This is a genomic window from Leptotrichia sp. HSP-342 (assembly GCF_041199995.1).
In the GTDB taxonomy this organism is placed as follows: Bacteria; Fusobacteriota; Fusobacteriia; order Fusobacteriales; family Leptotrichiaceae; genus Leptotrichia; species Leptotrichia mesophila.
Genome location: NZ_CP165646.1, coordinates 1,346,087 through 1,370,570, shown reverse-complemented (window position 1 = coordinate 1,370,570; position 24,484 = coordinate 1,346,087). Strand labels below are relative to the sequence as shown.

Annotated in this window: 18 protein-coding genes; 13 read left to right on the top strand and 5 right to left on the bottom strand. The window is 29.8% G+C overall.

Annotated elements, in window-relative coordinates:
* Position 1: 1 nt before the first annotated feature.
* Positions 2-2,296 carry a peptidase U32 family protein gene (locus tag AB8B23_RS07045; protein ID WP_369712155.1) on the bottom strand — a complete coding sequence of 765 codons (2,295 nt, stop codon included), beginning with the start codon at positions 2,294-2,296 and terminating at the stop codon, positions 2-4.
* 380 nt (positions 2,297-2,676) lie between these two features.
* Here AB8B23_RS07045 and AB8B23_RS07040 point away from each other — a divergent pair, with 380 nt between their 5' ends.
* From AB8B23_RS07040 to AB8B23_RS07025, 4 genes are all read left to right on the top strand, one after another.
* The gene (locus tag AB8B23_RS07040) at positions 2,677-3,120 is read left to right on the top strand and encodes a DUF3290 family protein (RefSeq protein WP_021743788.1); all 444 of its coding nucleotides are present in this window, start codon (positions 2,677-2,679) and stop codon (positions 3,118-3,120) included.
* A gap of 57 nt (positions 3,121-3,177) precedes the next feature.
* Positions 3,178-3,810: a DUF421 domain-containing protein gene (locus tag AB8B23_RS07035; protein ID WP_369712154.1), complete on the top strand. Its 633-nt coding sequence runs from the start codon at positions 3,178-3,180 to the stop codon at positions 3,808-3,810.
* Between the two features lie 387 nt (positions 3,811-4,197).
* On the top strand, positions 4,198-5,850 hold the full coding sequence (locus AB8B23_RS07030; RefSeq protein ID WP_369712153.1) for a Na/Pi cotransporter family protein: 1,653 nt from the start codon (positions 4,198-4,200) through the stop codon (positions 5,848-5,850).
* Positions 5,851-7,517: 1,667 nt separating this feature from the next.
* Positions 7,518-10,217, top strand: a complete 2,700-nt coding sequence (locus tag AB8B23_RS07025) for a cation-translocating P-type ATPase (RefSeq protein ID WP_369712152.1) — start codon at positions 7,518-7,520, stop codon at positions 10,215-10,217.
* Positions 10,218-10,355: 138 nt separating this feature from the next.
* Here AB8B23_RS07025 and pcp read toward each other — a convergent pair whose 3' ends face one another.
* The 3 genes from pcp to AB8B23_RS07010 form a co-directional block, all read right to left on the bottom strand.
* A complete protein-coding gene (gene pcp / locus AB8B23_RS07020; RefSeq protein ID WP_369712151.1) occupies positions 10,356-10,997 on the bottom strand; it encodes a pyroglutamyl-peptidase I in 642 nt (213 codons plus the stop codon).
* 69 nt (positions 10,998-11,066) lie between these two features.
* Positions 11,067-12,008 carry a DUF979 domain-containing protein gene (locus tag AB8B23_RS07015; protein ID WP_369712150.1) on the bottom strand — a complete coding sequence of 314 codons (942 nt, stop codon included), beginning with the start codon at positions 12,006-12,008 and terminating at the stop codon, positions 11,067-11,069.
* Positions 12,008-12,688 carry a 5-oxoproline transporter, DUF969 family subunit gene (locus tag AB8B23_RS07010; RefSeq protein ID WP_369712149.1) on the bottom strand — a complete coding sequence of 227 codons (681 nt, stop codon included), beginning with the start codon at positions 12,686-12,688 and terminating at the stop codon, positions 12,008-12,010. Before AB8B23_RS07010 ends, AB8B23_RS07015 begins: the two co-directional genes overlap by 1 nt.
* Positions 12,689-12,933: 245 nt before the next feature.
* Between AB8B23_RS07010 and AB8B23_RS07005 the strand changes: the two genes are divergently transcribed.
* From AB8B23_RS07005 to AB8B23_RS06980, 6 genes are all read left to right on the top strand, one after another.
* Complete coding sequence (locus AB8B23_RS07005; protein ID WP_369712148.1) at positions 12,934-14,508, top strand: type I restriction-modification system subunit M; 1,575 nt, start codon at positions 12,934-12,936, stop codon at positions 14,506-14,508.
* A complete protein-coding gene (locus AB8B23_RS07000) occupies positions 14,501-15,508 on the top strand; it encodes a virulence RhuM family protein (RefSeq protein ID WP_369712147.1) in 1,008 nt (335 codons plus the stop codon). The genes AB8B23_RS07005 and AB8B23_RS07000 overlap by 8 nt, the downstream gene beginning before the upstream one ends.
* Positions 15,509-15,605: 97 nt before the next feature.
* Positions 15,606-16,622: a restriction endonuclease subunit S gene (locus tag AB8B23_RS06995; protein ID WP_369712146.1), complete on the top strand. Its 1,017-nt coding sequence runs from the start codon at positions 15,606-15,608 to the stop codon at positions 16,620-16,622.
* 21 nt (positions 16,623-16,643) lie between these two features.
* On the top strand, positions 16,644-16,808 hold the full coding sequence (locus AB8B23_RS06990) for a hypothetical protein (protein ID WP_369712145.1): 165 nt from the start codon (positions 16,644-16,646) through the stop codon (positions 16,806-16,808).
* A complete protein-coding gene (locus tag AB8B23_RS06985) occupies positions 16,805-17,446 on the top strand; it encodes a restriction endonuclease subunit S (RefSeq protein ID WP_369713917.1) in 642 nt (213 codons plus the stop codon). The genes AB8B23_RS06990 and AB8B23_RS06985 overlap by 4 nt, the downstream gene beginning before the upstream one ends.
* A gap of 42 nt (positions 17,447-17,488) precedes the next feature.
* Complete coding sequence (locus tag AB8B23_RS06980; RefSeq protein WP_369712144.1) at positions 17,489-20,515, top strand: type I restriction endonuclease subunit R; 3,027 nt, start codon at positions 17,489-17,491, stop codon at positions 20,513-20,515.
* A 306-nt stretch (positions 20,516-20,821) separates the two neighbouring features.
* Here the strand turns inward: AB8B23_RS06980 and AB8B23_RS06975 are convergent, their stop codons facing one another.
* The gene (locus AB8B23_RS06975) at positions 20,822-22,183 is read right to left on the bottom strand and encodes an MATE family efflux transporter (RefSeq protein WP_369712143.1); all 1,362 of its coding nucleotides are present in this window, start codon (positions 22,181-22,183) and stop codon (positions 20,822-20,824) included.
* A gap of 378 nt (positions 22,184-22,561) precedes the next feature.
* Here AB8B23_RS06975 and AB8B23_RS06970 point away from each other — a divergent pair, with 378 nt between their 5' ends.
* Genes AB8B23_RS06970 through AB8B23_RS06960 form a run of 3 tightly spaced genes read left to right on the top strand, consistent with a single transcriptional unit; the run spans position 22,562 to position 24,334 of the window.
* The gene (locus AB8B23_RS06970; RefSeq protein WP_369712142.1) at positions 22,562-23,575 is read left to right on the top strand and encodes a tetratricopeptide repeat protein; all 1,014 of its coding nucleotides are present in this window, start codon (positions 22,562-22,564) and stop codon (positions 23,573-23,575) included.
* Positions 23,572-24,069 carry a hypothetical protein gene (locus tag AB8B23_RS06965; protein WP_369712141.1) on the top strand — a complete coding sequence of 166 codons (498 nt, stop codon included), beginning with the start codon at positions 23,572-23,574 and terminating at the stop codon, positions 24,067-24,069. Before AB8B23_RS06970 ends, AB8B23_RS06965 begins: the two co-directional genes overlap by 4 nt.
* Positions 24,023-24,334, top strand: a complete 312-nt coding sequence (locus AB8B23_RS06960) for a hypothetical protein (RefSeq protein WP_369712140.1) — start codon at positions 24,023-24,025, stop codon at positions 24,332-24,334. Before AB8B23_RS06965 ends, AB8B23_RS06960 begins: the two co-directional genes overlap by 47 nt.
* Positions 24,335-24,484 lie beyond the last annotated feature (150 nt).

Genomic DNA, 24,484 nt, shown 5'->3' with positions numbered 1-24,484 from the left:
TTTATAAGACTCCCTGCTCAAAGGCATAAGGAGTATATTTGCCACTTTTTGTATCAATGCTTTTAATAATTTTTTTCACTTCCGTTGCTGTTTCAAATGTGAAATCTAGTCTCAATTCATCTAAATTCAGTTCATAAATATCATCCAGCCTTGGTATCAGATTCATTGGCTTGTCTAGATAGAGTTCAATATTATCAAGTTCATTTTTTACAATTTTGTACTTGTCATAAAATTCGCCTTCCAGCTCCTTGTATTCCTTATCAAAAATTTTATGTTCGATATACATTCCTTTTAGGTAACCGTAAATCACAAGCCCTTTTTTCAGTTTGTCAGATTTTATGTTTTTTAATTGTCGATAACTTAATTCTGGCGATAAAAATACTGTTTCAAGATTATTGAAAGTAGAAAACATCTCGATTGTATGATTATTGAAAACATTTAAGTTCCAGTCCAGCGTTTGTCCTTTTATTCCAGTTTTTTCTCCCATAATTGCCTGATAAAGATTGGAAACTAGGTTTGTACCTGTTTTTATCTTATCTGTTTTTGACAAATTCTTTTCCTTTGCAACATCAAACTGTTTTCGGTAAATTTTTGTTATTCCCATTTCACGGCAGGCGTTTTCCTGCTTATCATTTGTAACAAGTGCTGAAATAACAGGTTTTTTATTATCTTTAGATTTTTCATTTTCCAGATTAATCGGTTCAAAATTATATTTTTTTCGCTCAATAGCAGTTCTTTTGTAAGAGTCAAGCAATTTTTCCAAAAGTTCTGAAACACATTCTCTTTTGAGGTTTTTTAGTTCACTAAAAGGAATGAACGAAGTTCCATCATAATCAATCTGAATTTTACCAAGTTCAAAAGTCGTATCTCCAAGTTCGCCAATTTTCTCTGCGATTTGTTCTTTCGTAATCAATTTTTTGGCATCTTGTTCAATAAGATTTCCTTTCTTTGTTACAGAAATTATCTCGTTTTTCAAATTTTCAATTTCCAGCGTAAGTTCAATTTCTTGACCTTTTTTTGCAAGTAATGTCGCATTAATAGCGGCATATCTTTTGGAAACTTTTATATTATGGATAATTCTGTCGTTAATTTCTTTAGAATAATTTTTGTAAATATATTTTGTTCCTTTTGGTAATTTTCCGATTGAAACAATATCAAATCTATTGGCTTTTTGGACTTTTTCTTTCTCATTGTGGCTATTTTGCTTTTTATTTTTCTGTTCAGAATTTTCACTTTTTCCAGCTTCAATAATCCGAATTTTATTTACATATTCTCCGCCAATCTGCTCAAAAGTCTCATCTACAAATTGAATACCATCTCCTAAAATTAATTCATCATCGATTTTAAAGTTATTTGATTCACCAATTCTTGCTCCAAGAAAATATCCAAAATTTGAAGAATATTTAAAGTTCATAAGTTTGTTATCCAAATAAAAATATCCTTTTGAATATCCACGGTTAAACAATTTATAACTTTCCGTCGGACGTGGAGTGCCTTTTAAAATATTGTCATAGTAGCTGACAGTCTCGAAAACATACTCACTCGATTTTTTTCGCCCTTCAACTTTTATCGCATCAATTCCAATATTTTTTAACATATTGATTTCTTTTTCTTGCAATAACTGATCATTTGGGCTTAAAAAATAAGCACTTTCTCCATTTTCATCTGTAAACTTTTTACGGCAGGAATAGGCACAAAGTCCACGGTTTCCACTTCTTCCTCCAATAAAGCTGCTTATGTAGCAATTTCCAGAATAAGAAATACAAAGTGAACCTGAAACAAAGATTTCCAGCTCAATATCAGTCTTTTCACGGATACTTTTTATTTCTTCGAATGAAAGTTCTCTTGCAAGACAGACACGAGTAAGTCCTAGCTCTTTTAATTTATTGGCTTCTACATGATTTGCCACAGTCATCTGCGTACTTCCATGAATTTTTAAATTTGGAAAATTTTCCTTCAAAAACTTAACAAATCCCAAATCTTGTACAATGAACCCATCAATTCCGTGTTCATAGACTCTTTTAATATTGTTATACATGCTGTTAATTTCGCTATCCTTTAAAATTGTATTCAAAGTCATAAGGGTCTTTACTCCACGTGAATGAGCATAGTCAATTCCGTTAAGCACTTCTTGTATAGCTAGATTTTCGTTATTTCTTCTTGCTCCAAATCCTTTTAGACCAAAAAATACTTCATTAGCTCCAGCTTTTACAGCAGCAACCAGTTTTTCATAATTTCCAGCTGGTGCTAAAATATTCATTTTTCTTTTTTTATCAAAATCTATTACTTCTTCCAATTTAATTTTCTCTCCATTTTTTCTAAAAATTTTATCTCTTAATATTATAGCAAATTTGCTATTTTTTTCCAATTTATTTTTTAAAATAAAAACCAAATTCTAAAGTGTACAAAATTAATAATTTTTTATATTTTGATTATAGGTTCAGAATTTACGGAAATGAGTAATTTTAAGTAAATAAATTATAAAAGATATTTATTAAAATTTACCTCTTGATAAACTTTAAATAAAAATCACTAATTTGAAAATTTTAAGAATAAAATTTAGAAACATATTTAGAAATTCAAATTATTTTTTTTATAAAACTCTTTATTTATTGATAAAAAAATGATATTATTAAAGCAATTAAACTATAAAAAGGAAGGAGAAAATACCAAAATATGGAATTTTACAATTTTATTTATTTAGAGAACAAAAAAATTATAACTGATAAATTTTTTCTTATTATGATTGTTTTAGTAATTGCATTTGTATTATTTGCATTTTGGAAATGGTTTAAGGGAAGCATTTCTTTAAGAGATAAGCAGCTTAGCATGCTTGGATTAATGTTTATTTTTCTGTTTGGCTTATATCATTTTGAAAATTATAGGGCTAGAAATAATCAGGAAAAAGTTTATAAAAATTCGGCAAGTGTTATTAAAAAATTAGCTGAAAAATTTAAAGTAAGAGAAGATGAGATTTTTATAAATACTCCTGAAATAACAGAGCATACGGTTTATAAAATAAGAGATAAATTTTATCAGATTCATTGGGTGGATAACAATATTCTAGTTGAACAAATGACAGTACCTTATGTGGATGAGATTAAGACATTTAAAAAATAGTGATATTTTTTATTTCTAAAAAAGCAAAAAATAGTAAAGAAAGTGAGATGATGTAATTTGGATTTTATAATTCCTGTGGCGATAAAACTTACAATCGGATTTATTGCTTTAGTAGTATTTATGAATTTAAACGGACGAAGCCAGCTAGCACCAACTTCAACAGAAGATCAGATAGGTAACTATGTTCTTGGGGGAATTATTGGTGGTGTAATTTATAATCCTAGCATAACAATAGTTCAATTTTTAATAGTATTGTTAATATGGGGACTGTTAATGACAACGATAGATTTTCTAAAAAATTCAAACAAAAATGTAAAAAAAATGATAGATGGACAAATTGTATACTTAATAAAAGGTGGAAAAATGATAACAGAAAATTTTGCTCAGGCAACTCTTTCTATTCCTGATTTTTATACAAAGTTAAGAACAAAAGGAATTTTTAAAATATCTGATATTGAAGATGCTTTCATGGAATCAAACGGACAGCTAATTGTTATACAAAAAAATGATGAAAATTATTCAAATTTATTAGTTTCCGAAGGTAAAATAATGGAAGATAATCTAGAGCATATTGGAAAAAATGATGAATGGCTCAAGGAAGAACTAGCAAAATACAATGTTTTAGATATCAATGATATTTTCCTGGTGGAATACAGTAATGACGATAAGCTTTTTATTGTGAAAAAATAATATAAAATATAAAATACTCGGATTTAATAGCGTGAATTATTATTTTGGGTATTTTTTTTATTTGTACTATTTCTTTGAAAAAATTATTTTTCAGCAAATTGAATATTATATTTTTTAAGTTATTGTTTTCAAGAATACAAAATTCCATTGAGAAAATAATTACTGCTTTAATAATATTGTATTATTTTATATATAGACGGATAATAATTTAAAAAACTTGAAAAATAATTAGCATTCTTATAAAAAAAATTACAATTTTTTGTGGAAAAATAATAGAAAAATTAAAGAAAATATGATATAAATATAGCGAAGGGAGAATTTATCTAAAATTTGAACTTTAATAAGAATTCACAATCAAAAAATAAAAAATAAGAGAGGATTGGTTTGATGAACGGAGCAGCAGTTAGTGCAATTAACTATCAGCAGATGGCATTTGGATTCCTGGGAGGACTGGGGTTATTCCTATTTTGTATAAAGTATATGGGGGACGGGCTGCAAATGGCAGCTGGAGATAGGCTTCGATATATCTTGGATAAATATACAACTTCACCATTTTTGGGAGTTCTAGTTGGAATTTTTGTAACGGCTTTGATACAGTCGAGTTCAGGAACATCAGTTATTACTATAGGTTTAGTTGGAGCAGGACTTTTAACTTTAAGACAGGCAATAGGAATCATTATGGGAGCAAATATCGGTACAACAATTACAACTTTCATAATTGGATTTAACATTACGCATTATGCATTGCCAATACTGTTTTTAGGAGCAGCATGTCTATTTTTTGTAAAACATAATTTCATAAATAATTTGGGTAGAATTTTATTTGGTTTTGGAGGAATATTTTTTGCATTGACATTAATGTCAAGTGCAATGGAACCGCTTAAACATTTACCAGCATTTACAGAATTAACAATAAAATTAAGCAATAGTCCAGTTTTAGGAGTATTTATCGGTACAATGATTACAATGCTGGTTCAGGCTTCAAGTGCTACAATCAGTATTTTACAAAATGTGTATCAGGAAAATCTTATAACGTTAAAAGCTGCATTGCCTGTGCTTTTTGGAGATAACATCGGAACAACTATAACAGCGATAATTGCAGTAATTGGAGCAAATACTTCGGCAAAAAGACTTGCTTTGTCTCACACAATGTTCAATGTTATAGGAACAGTTATTTTTATGATTTTCTTATCGCCATTTTCAATGTTTGTGGAAAAAATGGCTCAGTTTTTTCATTTGAATCCAAAAGTAACAATAGCGTTTGCACATGGATCATTTAATATTATGACAACAATTTTATTATTTCCATTCATTGGAGTTTTGGAATACATCGTTGTAAAGTTGATTAGGGAAAAAGATGAAGATCAAGTTGAACATAAGCCAAAATATTTAGATTCAGCATTGATTTATACACCTTCGATTGCATTAGGGCAAGTAAAGCAGGAAATGCTTTCAATGATTTCGATAGCATTAAAAAGTTTAGGAAGAGCAGTTGAATTTTTTCATGAACGAAATGAAAAATTAGCAGAAAAAGTTGAGAAAAGAGAAGAGGCAATAAATAATATTGATCAGGAAATTACAAAATATCTAACTTCATTATCCCAAGAACATATAACTGAAAAAGATGGAGAAGAAATCAGCATGTATCTTGATATGTGCCGTGATGTAGAGCGTATAGGAGATCATGCGATTGGAATTGTACGAGATGTACAATATGAAATTAAGAAAAAATTGGTATTTACTAAAACGGCTCATGAAGAAGTTCAAAAATTATTCTTTATATCAAAAGAAATTATAGAAACAGCTGCAGAAGCCTTGAAAAATGATGATACAGAAAAAGCTTTTGCAGTAGTTGATTTACATAATAAACTTTATGCTAAAGAAAAGGAAGTAAGAAAAGCACATATAAAACGTGTAAGCAAACATGAATGTGATATAAAAGCAGGACTTTATTACATCGATGTCATATCACATTTCACAAGAATTGGAGACCATGCGAGAAACTTAGTTGAGAAAATGATTGAAAACAAAGCAAATTAGAGGATATAAAAATAGGCTAGTGATAGCTTATTTTTATATTTTGTAGATAATTTAAGAATAAAAATTTTTTTCATACGAAATTTCATTTAACTAACAGAATAAATCTATTGACGAAGAGTTATACTTTTTACCAGTTTATCTGTAAGTGAATTTATAGTGTCACATAGTCTATCAACTACAATATTTAATATTTTGAATATCCTGTTGTGTATTATTTGTTTTCAGATTTGTTTAATGGGCGTGGCGGTAGATGTGCTAATAATGTTTCTGGGCGTCTTTAAATCTTTTGATTTACACCATCTCCATTACAGACTATTTTTACTAGAGCATTTAGATAGTTAATTCAGAAAAACGCTAATGTTATTTGTATTGCAGTTGGGTATAACTAAAGCATATCTGTCCTTATACAATGACAGGAAATGCTGGATCTGAACTTGTTGCTGCATCAGAAGTACCTAGATTTTTCCAAAACTCGCTTCATCTTCAAATATTATTCTTAATGGTCCTATCTGGGTTTTTTGTTTTGGTTTCCTGCACAAGACTTGCAACTTTTTTAGACTGCTCGATTACTTTATCATTCGCTTTCTTTGAATGTCTGCTTCTAGGATTATTTTTTCTGTAGCCAAGAACTCTGTATATATGTTCATAAAGTGTACCCTAAAGTTTAGATGGTTTTTACTTTCTCTATTTTTTTTAAGATTTCTTCATATTCATTTAAACTTGTAAATACTATTTTACTGTGTATTTTGTATTATTATATTAAAAATTATTTAAAATTGTACTATCTTATCAAACAAAATACAGAAGTAAGGGCTTCCTCAAGCATATTATAGTAAAACCTATTTAAAACTGAACTAATTTATTAAATAAAACAGAAGTAACTGCTTCTTCCAGTGTATTAAAATTATGAGCTATGTCTTCTAATTTCTTTTTAAGGTTGACCCATACTTTATTTAGATCTAGTGAATATGGTGGAAGGAATAATCGACAATGCTCCATTTCCTTAATTACCTTTTTTATATCCTTTTTCTATGAAATCTGATATTATCCATAAATATTAGTACACACTTCTTTAATTTTTCAATATTTCTTAAAAATATTTTTCTGAACCATTCTTCAAAAAATTTACTTTCCATTATTTCTGTGTTTTATCTGTTTTTTTTATTGTGTATCTTAATTTTTTCAGTGATGCCCTCACTGTCTCCTTCTTAAGCTTTATCTATTCATACAGTGTGCTAGAACTTATATTGAATTGAAATAATGTTTTTGTTTTTCCATTTTTGTAATAAAAATTTAAAATTGTTTTTCTATAATCTTTTTCATATATATAATACTATTATATTTTTATATTTTTAGATCGTTTTCGTATAGGTTTTATCATAATATTTTTTTGTAACAAATGTTTGACATCTATACAGCTTTTTAAAAAAAATTTTAGAATTATAGTGAAATAAAATTGATTTTAGTGTATAATATAGGAAATATTTTTTTGAAAATAAAGGAGTTTGATATTAGATGTAGCTAAATTCATATAAAATACTGTTCTGAATAGAATAAAAAATATACAGATTTATATAATTGATTTTAGTATAATTTTAAAATATATTCATTTTTTTTGAAATTTAAATAAAAAAGTAAATATAATTATAGAAAGAGGTGTAAAAATTATGTGGTTTACAAAATCACAAAATGAAGTTTTAAAGGAATTAAATGTAAATCATAAGGTTGGATTGACAACAGATGAGGTAAATACAAGGCTCGAAAAATACGGGCAGAATAAATTAAAAGGGAAGGCTAAAAAGACATTGTTGCAATTATTTATTGCACAACTTCAAGATATGCTAATTTATGTGTTAATTGCGGCGGCTGTGATAAATTTGATAGTGGATATTAAACACGGCTGGACGGATGCTTTGATTATAATGGCGGTAGTGCTTATAAATGCGATAGTCGGGGTGGTACAGGAGTCTAAGGCTGAAAAGGCACTTGAGGCACTGCAGCAAATGACAACTCCTAAGAGCTTGGTTCGAAGAAATGGAGAAGTTATAGAGGTTAACTCAGAAGATTTGGTTCCAGGAGATATTTTGGTAATTGATGCTGGGAGATTTATTCCAGCTGATGTAAGACTTATAGAAAGTGCCAATTTACAAATTGAAGAGTCGGCACTTACAGGAGAATCTGTACCAAGTGAAAAAAATGCTGATTTTATTACAAAAGATGAAAAAATTCCTGTTGGAGATAAGGAAAATATGGCATTTATGTCAACAATGGCTACTTATGGACGTGGAGAAGGTGTCGTAGTTGCAACAGGAATGGAAACTGAAATTGGTAAAATTGCAAAAATACTAGATGAAGATGAAAATACATTGACTCCGCTTCAAATAAAGCTGGATGAACTTGGTAAAACTCTTGGTTATATTGCAATGGGAATTTGTGCTGTAATATTTATTGTTGGAATTATTCAAAAACGTCCTATCTTAGAAATGTTTATGACGTCAATAAGTCTGGCAGTTGCCGCAATCCCTGAAGGACTTGTTGCAATTGTTGCAATTGTGCTTGCGATGGGTGTAAATAAAATGTCAAAGAAAAATGCGATTGTAAGAAAATTGCCTGCAGTGGAAACATTGGGAGCAGTAAATATAATTTGTTCAGATAAAACAGGAACATTGACTCAAAATAAAATGACAGTTGTAAAAACTTATACATTTGATAATTTAAGGGATATACCTTCAGAAGGTAGAGATTTTGTGGCAAATAAGGATGAAACTGAGTTAATTCGTTCGTTTGTCCTTTGTTCAGATGCTTCTATTGACAGTGGACAGGATATTGGAGATCCTACAGAAGTAGCGCTGGTTGTACTGGGAGATAGATTTAATCTTGAGAAAAATACTTTGAATGCAGAGCATAAAAGAGTAAGCGAAAATCCATTTGATTCAGATAGAAAATTGATGTCAACATTAAATGAAGAAGGAGATGGCAAGTATAGAGTCCATACAAAAGGTGCTATTGACAATATTCTAGTAAGAGCAGATAAAATTTTAGTGGATGGAAAAATTGTTGCATTGACTGAGGAAATGAAAGAAAAAATATTAAAAGTTGCAACAGAAATGTCTGATGATGCACTTCGTGTGCTAGGAGTAGCTTTTAAAGATGTGGATACTGTAATTTCTCCAGAGGAAATGGAAAAAGAACTGGTTGTAGTTGGAATTGTTGGAATGATTGACCCTCCAAGAACGGAAGTAAAAGATTCGATAATAGAAGCGAAAAATGCCGGAATTACTCCGATTATGATTACAGGAGATCACAAGAATACGGCAGTTGCTATTGCGAAAGAATTAGGAATTGCTACAGACATAAGTCAAAGTTTGACTGGTGCTGAAATTGATGAGCTTTCAGATAAGGAATTTTCTGAAAACATTAGCAAATATAGAGTTTTTGCAAGAGTATCGCCTGAACATAAGGTAAAAATTGTAAGAGCATTTAAGGAAAAAGGTAATATTGTTTCAATGACAGGAGATGGAGTAAATGATGCTCCGTCGCTTAAATTTGCTGATATTGGTGTCGCTATGGGAATTACAGGAACTGATGTTTCCAAAGGTGCAAGTGATATGATTTTGACTGATGACAACTTTACTACGATTGTTCATGCGATTGAAGAAGGAAGAAACATTTATAATAATATCAAAAAAACTATTATATTCTTGCTTTCATGTAATTTGGGAGAAATAATTTGTATTTTCTTATCAACATTATTAAATTGGGACTTGCCATTAGTTGCAACACAGTTATTATGGGTAAATCTAGTTACTGATACATTACCTGCATTAGCACTTGGAATTGATCCAGGGGATAAAGATGTAATGAAACGTTCTCCAAGAAATCCTAAGGAAAGTTTCTTTTCAGAAGGTGCAGGAATGAGAGCAGTAATTGGTGGGACATTAATCGGATTTTTAACATTGGCAGCATTTTATATTGGAATTAACGAAACTGGAATGATTGGGAACTTAGGACAGTTGGAAGCAATGGCAAAAAATGGAAATGAAGCTGCGAAACATGCCTTGACACAAGGTAGAACAATGGCATTTATCGTACTTACGGTATCGCAGTTATTCTATTCATTAACAATGAGAAATAGCCAAAAAACAATATTTGAAATTGGAATTTTCAAGAATAAATATTTAATTTATTCAATTATAATCGGAATTGCGTTACAAATAGGATTGACTTCATTTGCACCAATTGCAAAAATATTTAAAGTGACAAACATTTCATTTGGAAATTGGGATGTAGTACTAATATTTGCACTAATACCATTCGCAGTTAATGAAGTAATAAAGCTAATTTCAAGAAAGAGAAGCAGTAGTTAGCTATTTAATGGAAATCAGGCAGGGATAAATAGTCTTGTCTGATTTTTTCACAAATATAAAAAATAAAATATCGACTTATTAAGAAATTTCAATTTAATAAATCGATATTTTTTATTTGTATTTAATATGCAGCTTGCTTTAACATACAGTTCCGCCAGTTTCTTTGATGTCTTCATCGTTTTTTACAATAGCTTCAATTGCTGCAGTCAATCCTTTTACAATGGCATTTAGTTCCATTGAAGGTGTATTTTTTTTGTCGATAACTTGCTGTGGTAAAAATGGAATGTGGATGAATCCAGCTTTTTTACCTTTATACTTTTTGTTTACGAGATAAAGAGTACCATAAAGAATGTGGTTACATACAAAAGTTCCTGCGGTATATGACACTGAAGCTGGAATTTCATTTTTTTGTATATTTTTTACCATGGCTTTTACAGGCAGATTTACGAAATAGGCATTTTCTCCATCTGGAAAAATTGGTTCATCAATAGTTTGATTTCCTTCGTTATCTGGGATTCGGAAGTCATCAAGATTTATTCCAACACGTTCGATGGAAATGTCAAATCTTCCGCCTGCCTGACCAATTGACAGGATAACATCTGGATTATATTCTTCAATAGCCTTTTCAATTTTTTCAATAGATTTTTTTTTCACTGTCGGAATTTCCAGTTTGATAATTTCGGCTCCCGCAATATTGTCAGGTAATTTTTTTACTGATTCGATAGCAGGATTTATAGGCTCTCCTCCAAAGGGGTCAAAGCCTGTAACAAGTATTTTCATATATTTTTTGCATGATACCATAACGGTTTATAATTTCATGCACTCCTTTCTATTAGTTTATTTTGATATTTATTTTACTCCAAAAAGAAACAGCATAAGTACAATGTGTGATAAAAGCAGTAATAAAGCCATTGGAGCTTGAATTTTAATAATTCCATACTTGTCCTTTATTTCAAGGATTGAAGCAGGAACGATATTAAAGTTTGCAGCCATTGGAGTCATAAGGGTACCACAATAACCTGCAGTCATTCCCAAAGCACCTATAACAGCTGGATTTCCACCGTGCTTTATAATAAAAGGTATACCAATACCAGCAGTTATTACTGAAAATGCAGCAAAGGCATTTCCCATAATCATAGTAAATATAGCCATTCCAACGGCATAAATAATAATTCCTATAAAAATATTTCCTGTTGGTACAACTGAAGAAATACTTCCGGCTATGACCTTTCCAACACCAGCTTTTGTAAACACGGCACCTAATGCTGCAAGAAGCTGTGGAAGAATGGCAGTAGCACCAATTTGCATAAGAAGCCTTGAAGTATCTTCATTTGTTTCTTTAAATTTTGGTTTTATAATAATGGCAGCTGCTAACAGTGCAACAAGTGAGCCTCCACCGATACCTAATGCAGGCGGTATTGCAGTTTTTCCAATTTTAAACTGAAGTATTAGAAAAGCCGCAATTCCAATTAATGCAGCAGGAATGAAAATTTTGTTTTTTAGTCTTTCACTTTGTGCAATTTTGAATTGAGATGAAATATTTTCAAATTTTCCTATATGTAGCTGTTTTGTTACAGTAATTATAGCAAGAACTACAAGTAGTCCACCAGTAACTTTGTATGGAATAACAGGCCCAAAAATAAATATTATTCCAAGAATAAACCAGAATAAAAATGTTCCTATTCTTGATTTTTCATTCCTCAGACCTCTGATTGCAGTAGCGATACTGACAAATCCACAAAGAATATAAACAATTTCTGTTAAAATTTTTAAAAGGGCTTTTACATCCATTATTTATTACCTCCTTTGTTTGCTGTTATTTTTTTATCATAAATATAAACTTGAATAAGGGTCAAGATTATTGTGATAATTCCCATTGGTATTGAGAATAATGCTAATTGTTTTAATGACACACTGTATCCATTTTCTTGTAATGTAGTCTGAATTAGAAGAAGTCCTGATGCACCGATAAATATGTTCTGAGCAAAGAAGTTTCCGTAGTTTTCGATTGCAGCACTCAAACTTTTCAGTTCTTCAGTTTCTTTTTCTGTAAGTTCCTGTTCTTTATGAGATTTTGCAGCAGCTTCAGCCATTGGATAAATAAGTGGACGTATGAACTGCACATGTCCTCCAATTCTGATTGACAATGCACTTGCGATAGAACGGATAATCATATATAGTCCTAAAATCCTACCAGCAGTTGCATTTTTCAATTTTTCAATTAAAGTTGCACTTCTCTCTCTTAGTCCATATCTTTCTAGAACAGCAATAACTGGCAAGCTAATTAGAAAAATAGACATAAGCCTATTATCCACAAAAGCCTTTCCAATAATTCCAAGTATTTCTAAAAAATCTATTTTTGCAGCGATTCCTGTAGCAATACCAGCAGTAAGTACTACAGCCAGCACATCAAGCTTTAATGTGAATCCTACTACAATAATAACAATACCAATAAGTATCCATAAATTCATAAGTATTCCTCCCTAATAAAGTTTTCATAATATAATTTTACCTTTAAAATCATAGAAATGCAATAGTATAGGCAAAAAAATTGTATATTTTTAGTCAATTTTTAAATAATCAGGAATAAAATAAAAGAATTTAAGATATATTGGAAGAAGACAAATTTTTATTTATTAAAACTTGTGTTTTAAAAAATTTTATAATAAAATATATTGTAAATACAGAAATTTTAAAATTAGGAGAGAAATAAAAAATGGATAATAAAGGGTCAAATGAGATGATGCAAAGAGCAGAACTGCATAGAAAAATATGGTCTATTGCTGATAATGTACGTGGAGCAGTAGATGGATGGGACTTCAAACAGTATATTTTAGGAATTTTATTCTACAGATTTATTTCTGAGAACATGGTGGAATTTTTTAATAAGGCAGAACATGAAGCTGGGGATTTAGAATTTAACTATGCAGATATTTCTGATGAAGAGGCAGAAGAAGATTTTAGACCTAATACAGTAGAAGATAAAGGTTTTTTTATTTTACCAAGTCAACTTTTTGAAAATGTAGTAAAAACAGCGAGAAATAATGAAAATTTAAATACTGATTTGGCTAATATTTTTAAATCCATTGAGGCAAGTGCTATTGGTTTTGAATCGGAAAATGATATTAAAGGATTGTTTGAAGATGTCGATACAACCAGTAACCGTCTAGGTGGAACGGTAGCAGAAAAGAATATAAGATTAGCAGATATTTTAATAGGAATTTCTGAAATTAATTTTGGGAGTTTTCAGCATAATGATATAGATGCTTTTGGAGATGCATATGAATACCTGATTTCAAATTATGCCAGTAATGCTGGAAAATCTGGAGGAGAATTTTTTACACCACAGACAGTTTCTAAACTTCTAGCAAGACTTGTAATGGAAGGAAAAGAAAATATTAATAAAGTATATGACCCGACATGTGGAAGTGGTTCGTTGTTACTTCAAATGAAAAAGCAGTTTGAGGAACATATTATTGATGAGGGATTTTTTGGGCAGGAAATAAATATGACTAACTTTAACCTGGCTCGTATGAATATGTTTTTACATAATGTAAACTATAATAATTTTTCAATAAAACGCGGAGACACCTTACTTAATCCATTACATAATGATGAAAAGCCGTTTGATGCAATTGTTTCTAACCCTCCATATTCGATTAAATGGATAGGAGATGGAGATCCAACACTTATCAATGATGTACGTTTTGCACCTGCTGGAAAGCTCGCACCAAAATCTTATGCAGATTATGCATTTATAATGCACTCTCTGAGTTACCTGTCAAGTAAAGGACGGGCAGCAATAGTATGTTTTCCCGGTATTTTTTATCGTAAAGGAGCAGAAAGAACTATTCGTAAATATTTAGTGGATAATAACTTTGTAGACTGTGTGATACAGTTACCAGAAAATCTATTTTTTGGAACATCTATTGCAACTTGTATTTTAGTAATGGCAAAAAATAAGACAGAAAATAAGACACTCTTTATAGATGCAAGCAAGGAATTTAAAAGAGAGACAAATAATAATGTTTTAAATCCTGAAAATATTGAAACGATAGTTAAGGAATTTAAGGAAAGAGCAGATGTAGAATATTTTGCAAGATTGGTAGATAATAGTGAAATTATGGAAAATGACTATAATCTGTCAGTTTCTACATATGTTGAAAAGGAAGATACACGTGAGATAATTGATATTAAAATATTAAATAAAGAAATTGAGGAAACAGTAAAAAGAATAGATGTACTCAGAGCCTCCATAAATGAGATAGTGAAGGAGCTTGAAAATGAGTAATGATATGATTATTTATAATACAGAAGATGGAAAGTCAAAGATAAGCCTAAAGCTGGAAAAAGGAACAGTATGGCTAAGCCAGCTGGAAATTGCAGAGCTTTTTGAAACAACGAAACAGAATGTGAGCAAACATATAAAAGCTATATTTGAAGATGGAGAATTATTGGAAAAAGCAACTGTCAACTATCAGTTGACAGTTCAAAATGAAGGAATAAGAGAGGTTAGACGTAAAGTTGCCTACTATAATCTTGATATGATATTGGCTATCGGATATCGTGTACGTTCGCCAAGAGGAATTCAGTTTAGAAATTATGCTACAACTATTTTGAAAGAATATTTAATTAAAGGCTTTGTTATGGATGATGAAAGGCTTAAAAATCTAGGTGGAGGAAGCTACTTTAAAGAACTTTTGGATAGGATTAGGGATATCCGTTCAAGTGAAAAGGTTTTTTATCGACAGGTTTTAGACTTGTTTGCGACAAGTGTTGACTATAACTCAAAAAGCAACGAAGCAAAATCTTTTTTTGCTACAGTTCAGAATAAGATGCATTTTGCAATACATAATCATACAGCAAGTGAACTGTTTTATAATCGTGTTGATAGTGATAAGGAATTTATGGGACTTTCAACATTTAAAGGTGAACTACCTACTCTTAGTGAAGCAAAAATTGCTAAGAATTATTTGACAGAAAAGGAACTTAAAGGTTTAAATCAATTAGTTTCAGGATATTTAGACTTTGCAGAAAGACAGGCAGAAAAAGAAGTTACAATGACAATGAAAGATTGGATAGAGTATGTAGATAGAATTCTGACAGCTACTGGAGAAAATTTGCTTGACGGAAATGGGGAAATATCACATAAACAAATGACAAATAAAGTTGAAAAAGAATATAAAAAATATCAGGCAAATACATTGAGTAAGGTTGAAAGAGATTATCTTGAGGGAATTAAGAATATTGAAGCAAAGGTTAAAAGCAGCAGGAAGGGAGGTAAAGAATGAAATTTATAGATGAACTTTTGAAGGATGAAAAAGTGGAGTGGAAGAAGTTGGGGGAAGTTTGTGAGATTGTAAGAGGAATTAGAGTAAAAAAAATGAGTTGATTTCTGGAGGGAAATATCCAGTAGTATCTGGTGGAACAGGATATATGGGATATTTGAATGAATATAATAGAAACGAAGAAACAATTACCATAGCTCAATATGGAACAGCTGGTTATGTTAATTGGCAAAAAAGAAAGTTTTGGGCAAATGATGTTTGTTTCTGTGTATACCCTAAGAATATAATTCTTAATAAATATCTTTATTATTTTTTATCAAGTAAACAGAATTATTTATATAAAGTCTCAAATAAAAGTGCAATACCTTACAGTATTTCAAAAGAGAATATATTAAAAATAAAAATTTCGATTCCTTCATTAGAAACACAAGAAAAAATTGTAAAAATACTTGACAATTTCACAAAATATGTTACAGAATTACAGGCAAGAAATAAGCAGTATAACTATTATAGAGATATGTTGTTAAGTGAAGATTATTTAAATAAAATTTCTAAAAAATTGGATAGTTTGAGTGTTGAAAATCAAGAATTACGTTTAACAACTCTCGGTGAAGTTGGAAAAGTATCGATGTGTAGACGAATATTAAAAAATCAAACAACCAGTAATAGGGAAGTGCCTTTTTATAAGATTGGAACTTTTGGGAAAAAAGCAGATTCATTTATATCTAAAAGTCTTTTTGAGGAATATAAATCAAGATATTCTTTTCCTAAAAAAGGAGATATTCTTATCTCAGCCTCTGGAACTATTGGAAGAACAGTTATTTACAACGGTGAAGATGCATATTTTCAAGATTCAAATATAGTTTGGATTGATAATGATGAAACAGTAGTAAAAAATAAATATTTATATTATTTCTATAGTACAAATCCTTGGAAAATTTCAAATGGTGGTACAATATCAAGAATATATAATAAAGATATAGAAAAAATCAAAATTTTTGTTCCTCCAATAGAAATCCAAAATAAAATTGTAAAAATTTTAGATAGGTTTCAGGAACTTCTTTCTGATACAAAAGGACTACTTCCTTTGGAAATAGAACAAAGAAGAAAACAATAGGAATATTATCGAGAAAAACTCTTGACATTTGATAAAGAAGAAGGATATGCTCTAAGCACAGCACAGCACAGCACAGCACAGCACAGCACAGCACAGCACAGCACAGCACAGCACAGCACAGCACAGCACAGCACAGCACAGCACAGCACAGCACAGCACAGCACAGCACAGCACAGCGACAAATAACGAGTGAATTTTTTGAATTACTTAAAGAAGCAGCAAAAATTGTTGGAATAGATGTAAGTGATAAAGTTGAGTGGAAAAAATTAAGTGAAGTAGCAAAATATTCAAAAGATAGAATATCGTTTGAAAATTTAAATGAAAAAAACTACGTTGGAGTAGAAAATTTATTAAAAAATAGATTAGGTAAAATAGATTCAAATAATGTTCCAACAGAAGGAAATTCAGTAAAATTTAATATGGGAGATGTTTTAATTGGAAATATAAGACCATATTTGCGTAAAATATGGCTTGCTGATATTGAGGGAGGAACGAATGGAGATGTTTTAGTAATTAACATAGATAAGAAACATAAAAATAAAATATTATCTAGATATCTTTATCAAATTTTATCGGATGAAAAGTTTTTTGACTATAACATTAAATATTCAAAAGGGGCTAAAATGCCACGTGGGGATAAAGAAAAAATAATGGAATATAAAATCCCACTACCTCCACTGCCAGTACAAGAATATATTGTATCAATTCTGGATAAATTTGATGCTTTAGTCAGTGATTTATCACAGGGATTACCAAAAGAAATAGAATTAAGACAGAAACAGTATGAATATTACAGGGAAAAATTATTGAATTTTGAAAAATAGACATTTAAAAGGGGGAGAAATATAAAAGGAGTGAATTTTTAAATGTCAGAAAAAAGTGCAGTTTATGAAACATCAACTATTGCTGAAATGACAAATGGGATTATTTTAGCTAATTATGAAAAAATATTGCAGGTGCAGGAATCTTATCAGAGTGAAGCAGAACTTGAAGAAAGTATGATAAAAAATCTTGTACAGCAGGGTTATGAGAAGTTTAATGGAAAAACATCAGATGATTTGTATAAAAATTTAAAAATACAGATTGAAAAGCTAAATAAAGTAACTTTTACGGATGAAGAATGGAAACGTTTTTTAGTTGAATTTCTTGATTCACCAAATGACGGTATGATAGAAAAAACTAGAAAAATTCAGGAAAATCATATTCATGACTTTACTTTTGATGACGGACATCTGAAAAATATAAAAATTATTGATAAAAAGAATATCCACAATAACTTTTTGCAAGTAACAAATCAGGTTAGACAGGAAGGAACTCATAATAACCGTTATGATGTAACTATACTGGTTAATGGACTGCCGCTTGTTCATATAGAATTGAAAAAACGTGGTGTAAATCTTCATGAGGCATTTAACCAGATTCATAGATATAGTAAGGAAAGCTTCAATGCTGAAAATTCACTTTATAAATATGTGCAGATATTTGTAATTTCAAATGGAACTTATACACGTTATTTTGCAAATACTACTGCACAAAATAAAAATCATTATGAGTTTACATGTGAATGGGCAGATGCAAAAAATAGAGTTATCAGGGATTTGGAAGATTTTACAGCAACATTTTTTGAAAAACGTACAATGCTCGAAGTGCTGACAAAATATTGTGTTTTTGACTCAAATAATACACTCCTTATAATGAGACCTTATCAGATTGCAGCAACGGAGCGTATTTTATGGAAAATAGAATCTAGCTTTCAAAGTAGAAAAGCAGGAAAAATAGAAGCAGGAGGATTTATCTGGCATACAACAGGTTCAGGTAAGACTTTGACTTCCTTTAAGACTGCAAAACTTGCTACAGAGCTTGATTATATAGACAAAGTGTTTTTTGTAGTCGACAGAAAAGATTTGGATTATCAGACAATGAAGGAATATCAGAAATTTCAGCCTGATAGCGTAAATGGAAGTAGGGATACAAAAGAACTTAAACGAAGTATAGAAAAACAGGATAATAAAATAGTTGTTACAACTATTCAGAAATTGAATGAATTTGTTAAGAAAAATTCAAATCACGAAATTTATGATAAACATTGTGTAATAATATATGATGAGTGTCATCGTTCACAGTTTGGAGATGCACAAAAGAACATAAGAAAATCTTTCAAACATTATTATCAGTTTGGATTTACAGGAACTCCTATTTTTCCTGAAAATGCTCTTGGAGTTGAAACAACAGCAGGAATTTTTGGAGCACAGCTTCATAGTTATGTTATAACGGATGCCATTCGGGATGAAAAAGTTCTAAAATTTAAAGTTGATTACAACGATATCAGACCAAAATTCAAATCTGCTGAAAGTGAAACTGACGAAAAAAAGATTAAGGCAATTGAAAAGAAAATGCTTTTGCATCCTGAACGTATTTCTGAGATAACAGAATATATCTTAAAAGTGTATAATACAAAAACTCATAGAAATGAACAGTATGATTTGAAACATAGACGATTAATTGGGTTTAATGCAATGTTTGCAGTGCAAAGCGTAGAAGCGGCAAAACTTTATTATGAAGAGTTTAAAAAACAGCAGAGGGATATTTCTGAAGAAAAGAGACTAAAAATAGCGACAATATATAGTTTTACTGCTAATGAAGAACAGAATGCAATAGGAGATATTCCGGATGAAAATTTTGAACCAGGTGCGATGGACTCAAGTTCTAAAGAATTTTTAGATAAAGTAATATCAGATTACAATGGATATTTTAAAACTAATTATTCTACAAATGGAAAGGAATTTCAGAACTATTATAAGGACTTATCCCAAAAGGTTAAGGATAAGGAAATAGATCTTTTAATTGTTGTAGGAATGTTCCTTACTGGATTTGATGCTCCAACTTTAAATACGCTTTTTGTTGACAAAAATTTGAGATACCATGGTTTAATTCAGGCATTTTCCCGAACAAACCGTATTTTAAATAAAGTTAAGACATTTGGTAACATTGTATGTTTTAGAAATCTTGAAAAAGCTACTGAGGATGCAATAAAGACTTTTGGAGATGAAAACAGTGTTAATGTAATTCTGGAAAAAAGTTACGATGAATATATTAACGGATTTACAGACGAAGAAACAGGAAAATCAATGAAAGGATATGTTGATTTATGTAATGAAATAGTTGATAAGTTTCCAAATCCAGTAGAAATAGAACTTGATTCAGAGAAAAAAGAATTTGCAGAATTATTTGGAGAACTGCTTAAATCAGAAAATATACTTAGAAATTTTGATGAATTTGAAAATTTTGAAAAAATAATATCAGATAGACAAATGCAGGACATGAAGAGTGTTTATGTGGATATTTGTGAAGATATAAGAAATGCTAGAAAAAATGATGAAAATAGAAATGGAGAAGAGGAAATTGATTTTTCTGACATTGAATTTCAAATTGATTTGCTTAAAACAGATGAAATAAATCTTGATTATATTTTATCCTTGATTTTGAAGAAATCAGAAGAACACGACGATATTGAAAGTTTAAAGTCTGAAATACGTAGAATTATTAGAACGAGTTTAGGAACAAGAGCTAAAGAAGATTTAGTCATGAATTTTATTAATAAAACTGATTTATCTGAACTGAAAAATAGCAGTGATATTCTTGAATCATTTTATAAATACGCAAATAAAGAAAAAGAAATAAAAATTAATGAATTAATAAAAAATGAGAGTTTAAAGAAAGATTCAAAACGTTTTATAGAAAAATCTATAAATAAAGGATTTGTTGATTATGCTGGTGCAGAATTAGACAGCATCCTACCACCAACTTCACGTAGAAAGGGAGCAAGAGAGGCGAAAAAACAGACTGTATTACAGAAAATAAGAAATATAGTGGAAATTTTTATTGGGATTTAGATTTCTGTTTTTTTTTGAATAATAACTATTGAAAAGTATAATAGTTATTTTTGTGATTTGATATTAAAGGCTAAAAGTAAAAGAAATTAATGAGATACATCGAAAATATTTCATCTAGACAAAGAAATTAGGAGATAAAATGAATCAAAAAAATATATGTTTTACAGTTTTTATCCATTACATCTTTTGTTAATTGTGTTGTTAAAATTATATTTATACTAAACTCTGTTTAAAAATAGGAATAATTTTCTATAATAAGGCTGTTTGATAACTAATTTATAATTTATTCAACTAAATTATTTTTTATTATTTTCCAGCTTTTATTCCTTTCTTCCAGTCAATAACTTTTACTAAAATAAAGAATATTATTCCAGCCAGTGTATTTGAAAATAAATTTCCCCAGAATATTGAATAAAGTCCAAGATATTTTTGTGTCAGTAAAATAAAGATGTATCTTAATAGCCAGATTCTTAAAATTGACATAACTAACGGAACTTTTGTTCTTCCAAGTGCTATAAAAACTCCTTGTGCTATCATAAAGATACTGAATCCGATTACTGAGTATGTGTAAATATGGAGAGCCTTGTCAGCAATTTCTATTACTTTTTGAACCTTTGTAAAAGTTAATACGAGTGGTAATGAAATAGGCAGGATTAAGGCAATAGTCAAAATTGAAATAGTAACGCCAGTTATCCAGCCCACCTTAAACACATCCTTAGATTTTTTTACATTTCCAATTCCCATATTTATACTAATCATTGAGGAAACGGTGGTTCCTATTGAGGATGGTAAAATAAAGCAGATTGCATTGATATTGGAAGCAATTCCCTGAGCATTTAAGGCAACAGCTCCAAATTTTTCCATTTCCTTGTTTATAAGAAAAAATCCAAGATACAAGAAGGCGTAATTTAACATTGAAGGAAAACCGATTTTTAATAATCGTTTTATAATTGGCAATTTTATTGTGTAACTTCGTAAATTAAGTTTTATATCTCCACTTTTTAAAAATAAATCGTAAAACATCCAGATCGTAACAACTATGTAAGAAAAGAGTGATGCCATTACTGCACCCACAATTCCCATTTTTAAAACATATAAAAAAATTGAATTAAAAATAATTTTTAAAATTAACAAAAGAAAAATTCTAACAAATGTAACCTCAGGACGTCCAATTGCATTTTTTGAAGAATTGTAAATGGCAGCCAAAAATACAAAGGGCATTATGAGTGAATAAAGCGAAATATATGTATAAACATTGTTACGAATTTCAGAGGTTGTGTTATTTGAAATTAAAAGAGCTGTAAACATACATACAGGAATTAACAAAAGCCCAATAAAAAAACTGAATACAAAAATTTGCAACATCGTCTCCTTAACAGCCAACATACGCCCTTTTCCATACAGCCGTCCAAGCATAACCAGTGTGGCCACGCCAAGCCCCTGTGAAAATGCAATCATAATATTCAGTACAGGCTGGCTAAACGTGACGGAGCTGGCAACTTCCACACTTGTGAGCCTATTTAAAAATAGACTGTCTGAGAGTGGGATAAGTGCTTGAATAATTCCGACAAGCAATGTTGGAATAGATAAAAAAAGTAAAGTATTAATAACTTTCCCATTTAAAATCATCTGACGGCGTTCTTCATTCGATTGAGCTTCAAATAACATTTTAATTTTCCTCCCTTCAAAATTTATTGCATTTTTTCATTATAGCACTTTTTTGTGAAATTTAAAACAATTTTATAACCTTTATTTTTTGATATGCAGTAAAAGTATATAGATTTGATAAAATAAAAAAAGTAGAAAAATGGTTAAGAAAATTGGGATATTAAATTTAGATGACTGAAGTAAATAATAAAAACGTAGGCTATTTAAAAAAATTGGTAAAATGTCGCAATTAATATTGCAATTTATGATAAATTCACTATTTAAATGAGGTCTAGTATTAAAAAGGAAATATTAGATAAAAAATAGGGTATAATATTACTGTATAAAATTTAAAATATAAATTTTGTTAATATTGAAAAAATATAGAAAGGGCAAGTTATGAAAAAGATAATTTTAATTTTGGTAAGTGTATTATTTTTAGTGAGCTGTAGTGGGGGTATTCCTTTCTCGGAGGAGGAAAAAGGAGCTTTAAAAAAGGCAAAAACGGAAATTGCTGAAATGAAGAAGAATCCGACAATGGCAGAAAAAGAAAAAATTTTGCAAAAGGGGCTAGAAGTTCAGGAAAAATATTTACGAATTGGGGTAGTGTATTTTAAAAGTGTGGAAAAGGATATTCCAATAGCAGATTATTATCTAGCAAGAAACTATAGTGCGAGAGGGGGAAAAGAAAAGGCACTCAAATGGGCAAGAAAAGGCTCGGACAGAGGAGTGAAGGAAGCAAGTGCATTTGCAGGACAGATTTATGCTAATCAGAGAGATGAAATGAATGCAAGAAAATATTATATAAAGGCAATGGATCAGGGAGATTATAGTGAAGATACATTGTTTAGAGTGTGGGTGTATGGAGAAAGGAAAGAAATTAATAGCGAAGTGGTGGAAGCATTTAAAAGAAATTTAAATAAAAATATTGAGGTAAAAAATGCTTTGGCTTTTTATTATCAGAGGCACGATTACTTTGATGAAGCTGAAAAACTCTACAAGGAGCTTGTTAATGAAAAATATCCGAATGCAGAAAGACTTTTAGGGGAACTTTATATGTGGAAAAAAGATTATGACAAAGCTGAAGAATGGTTATTAAAAGAATCGGAAAAATTATTTTCACATTCAGAAGATAATGTGAAACGGATTGAAGAAAAAAGAGCAAGATTATTGCGTTTGTTAGCAGAAGTTTATGAAATGAAAGGAGATTACGGCAAGGCTGAAAATAGTCTTTTAAAAGCAAAAGAACTTGCACATAAGGAACTTGCATTAACGAGTTTAGCCAAATTATATGAAAAGCAAGGGAAATATAATCAAGCTTTGAAAATAAATAAAGAATTAGAAGAATTGGAAAAAATAGAAAAACAGAAAAAATTAAATCATAAAAGAAATAAAAAATGGAGAGTTTTATGAGAATAGAGAAACTGGAATTTGTAAAAAATATTGATAAATTTGAAAATAATTCTGATGAATATGTGGAGATTAATTTAAATAGGAAGGTAACGGAACTTTCAAGCGTTTCGTATGAAAAAAAATTATACAGTTTTTATTTATTAATAGGAGAAGATGGGAGAATAAATTCGCTGGAAATTCTCAATATATTGAAAATGGCTAAATTTACACATAAAATAGAAATTCCTGAAAATATAATAGAAGGCGATATTTATTTTAAGAGGGAAGAATACAATGAAGCTGGTATAAAAGTTAAAGAATTAGATTTTTTGGAGATTGATATTTCCAAAAATATTATCGGATGTTATTTTACTGATAACAGGCTTAATATTTATTTTGGAGTAAAAATTTGTGAAAATATAGTAATCTTAATAAATAGGAATAATTATGCAGAAGGAATTTTGATTTATGGAAAATTTGAAATTGAAAATGATAGATTTTACTGGAAAAAGTGAGAATGTGGTAAGCGAGCGAGATATGATTTTTTCTTTTAATAACGGAGAGATAAAAATATATTTGTCTTATGAAACAGGAGAACTGAAAAAAATAGAAACAGTTAGTGAAAATGAAAAAATTGAAAAAGAAATTGGAATGGAAGCAGTATTAAAATTTAAGGGGAATTCGGTTATTTTGGATTATGAATATGGATTGTACGAGTATGTGGAAATAGAAATTGAGGATAAGATGAAAAGATATTGGGCTGATAGTAAAATAGTATAGAGAATTAATAAAGGAATAGAGATTTAAAAAAATGTACATTAATAAAATAGCCCAAGTCTATAAATTATTTAGAACTTGGGTTACAATAAAACTATTATTTAAAACAGGGGGGAATGTTAGAATAAAAATGTAAAATTTTTTTTAAGAAGA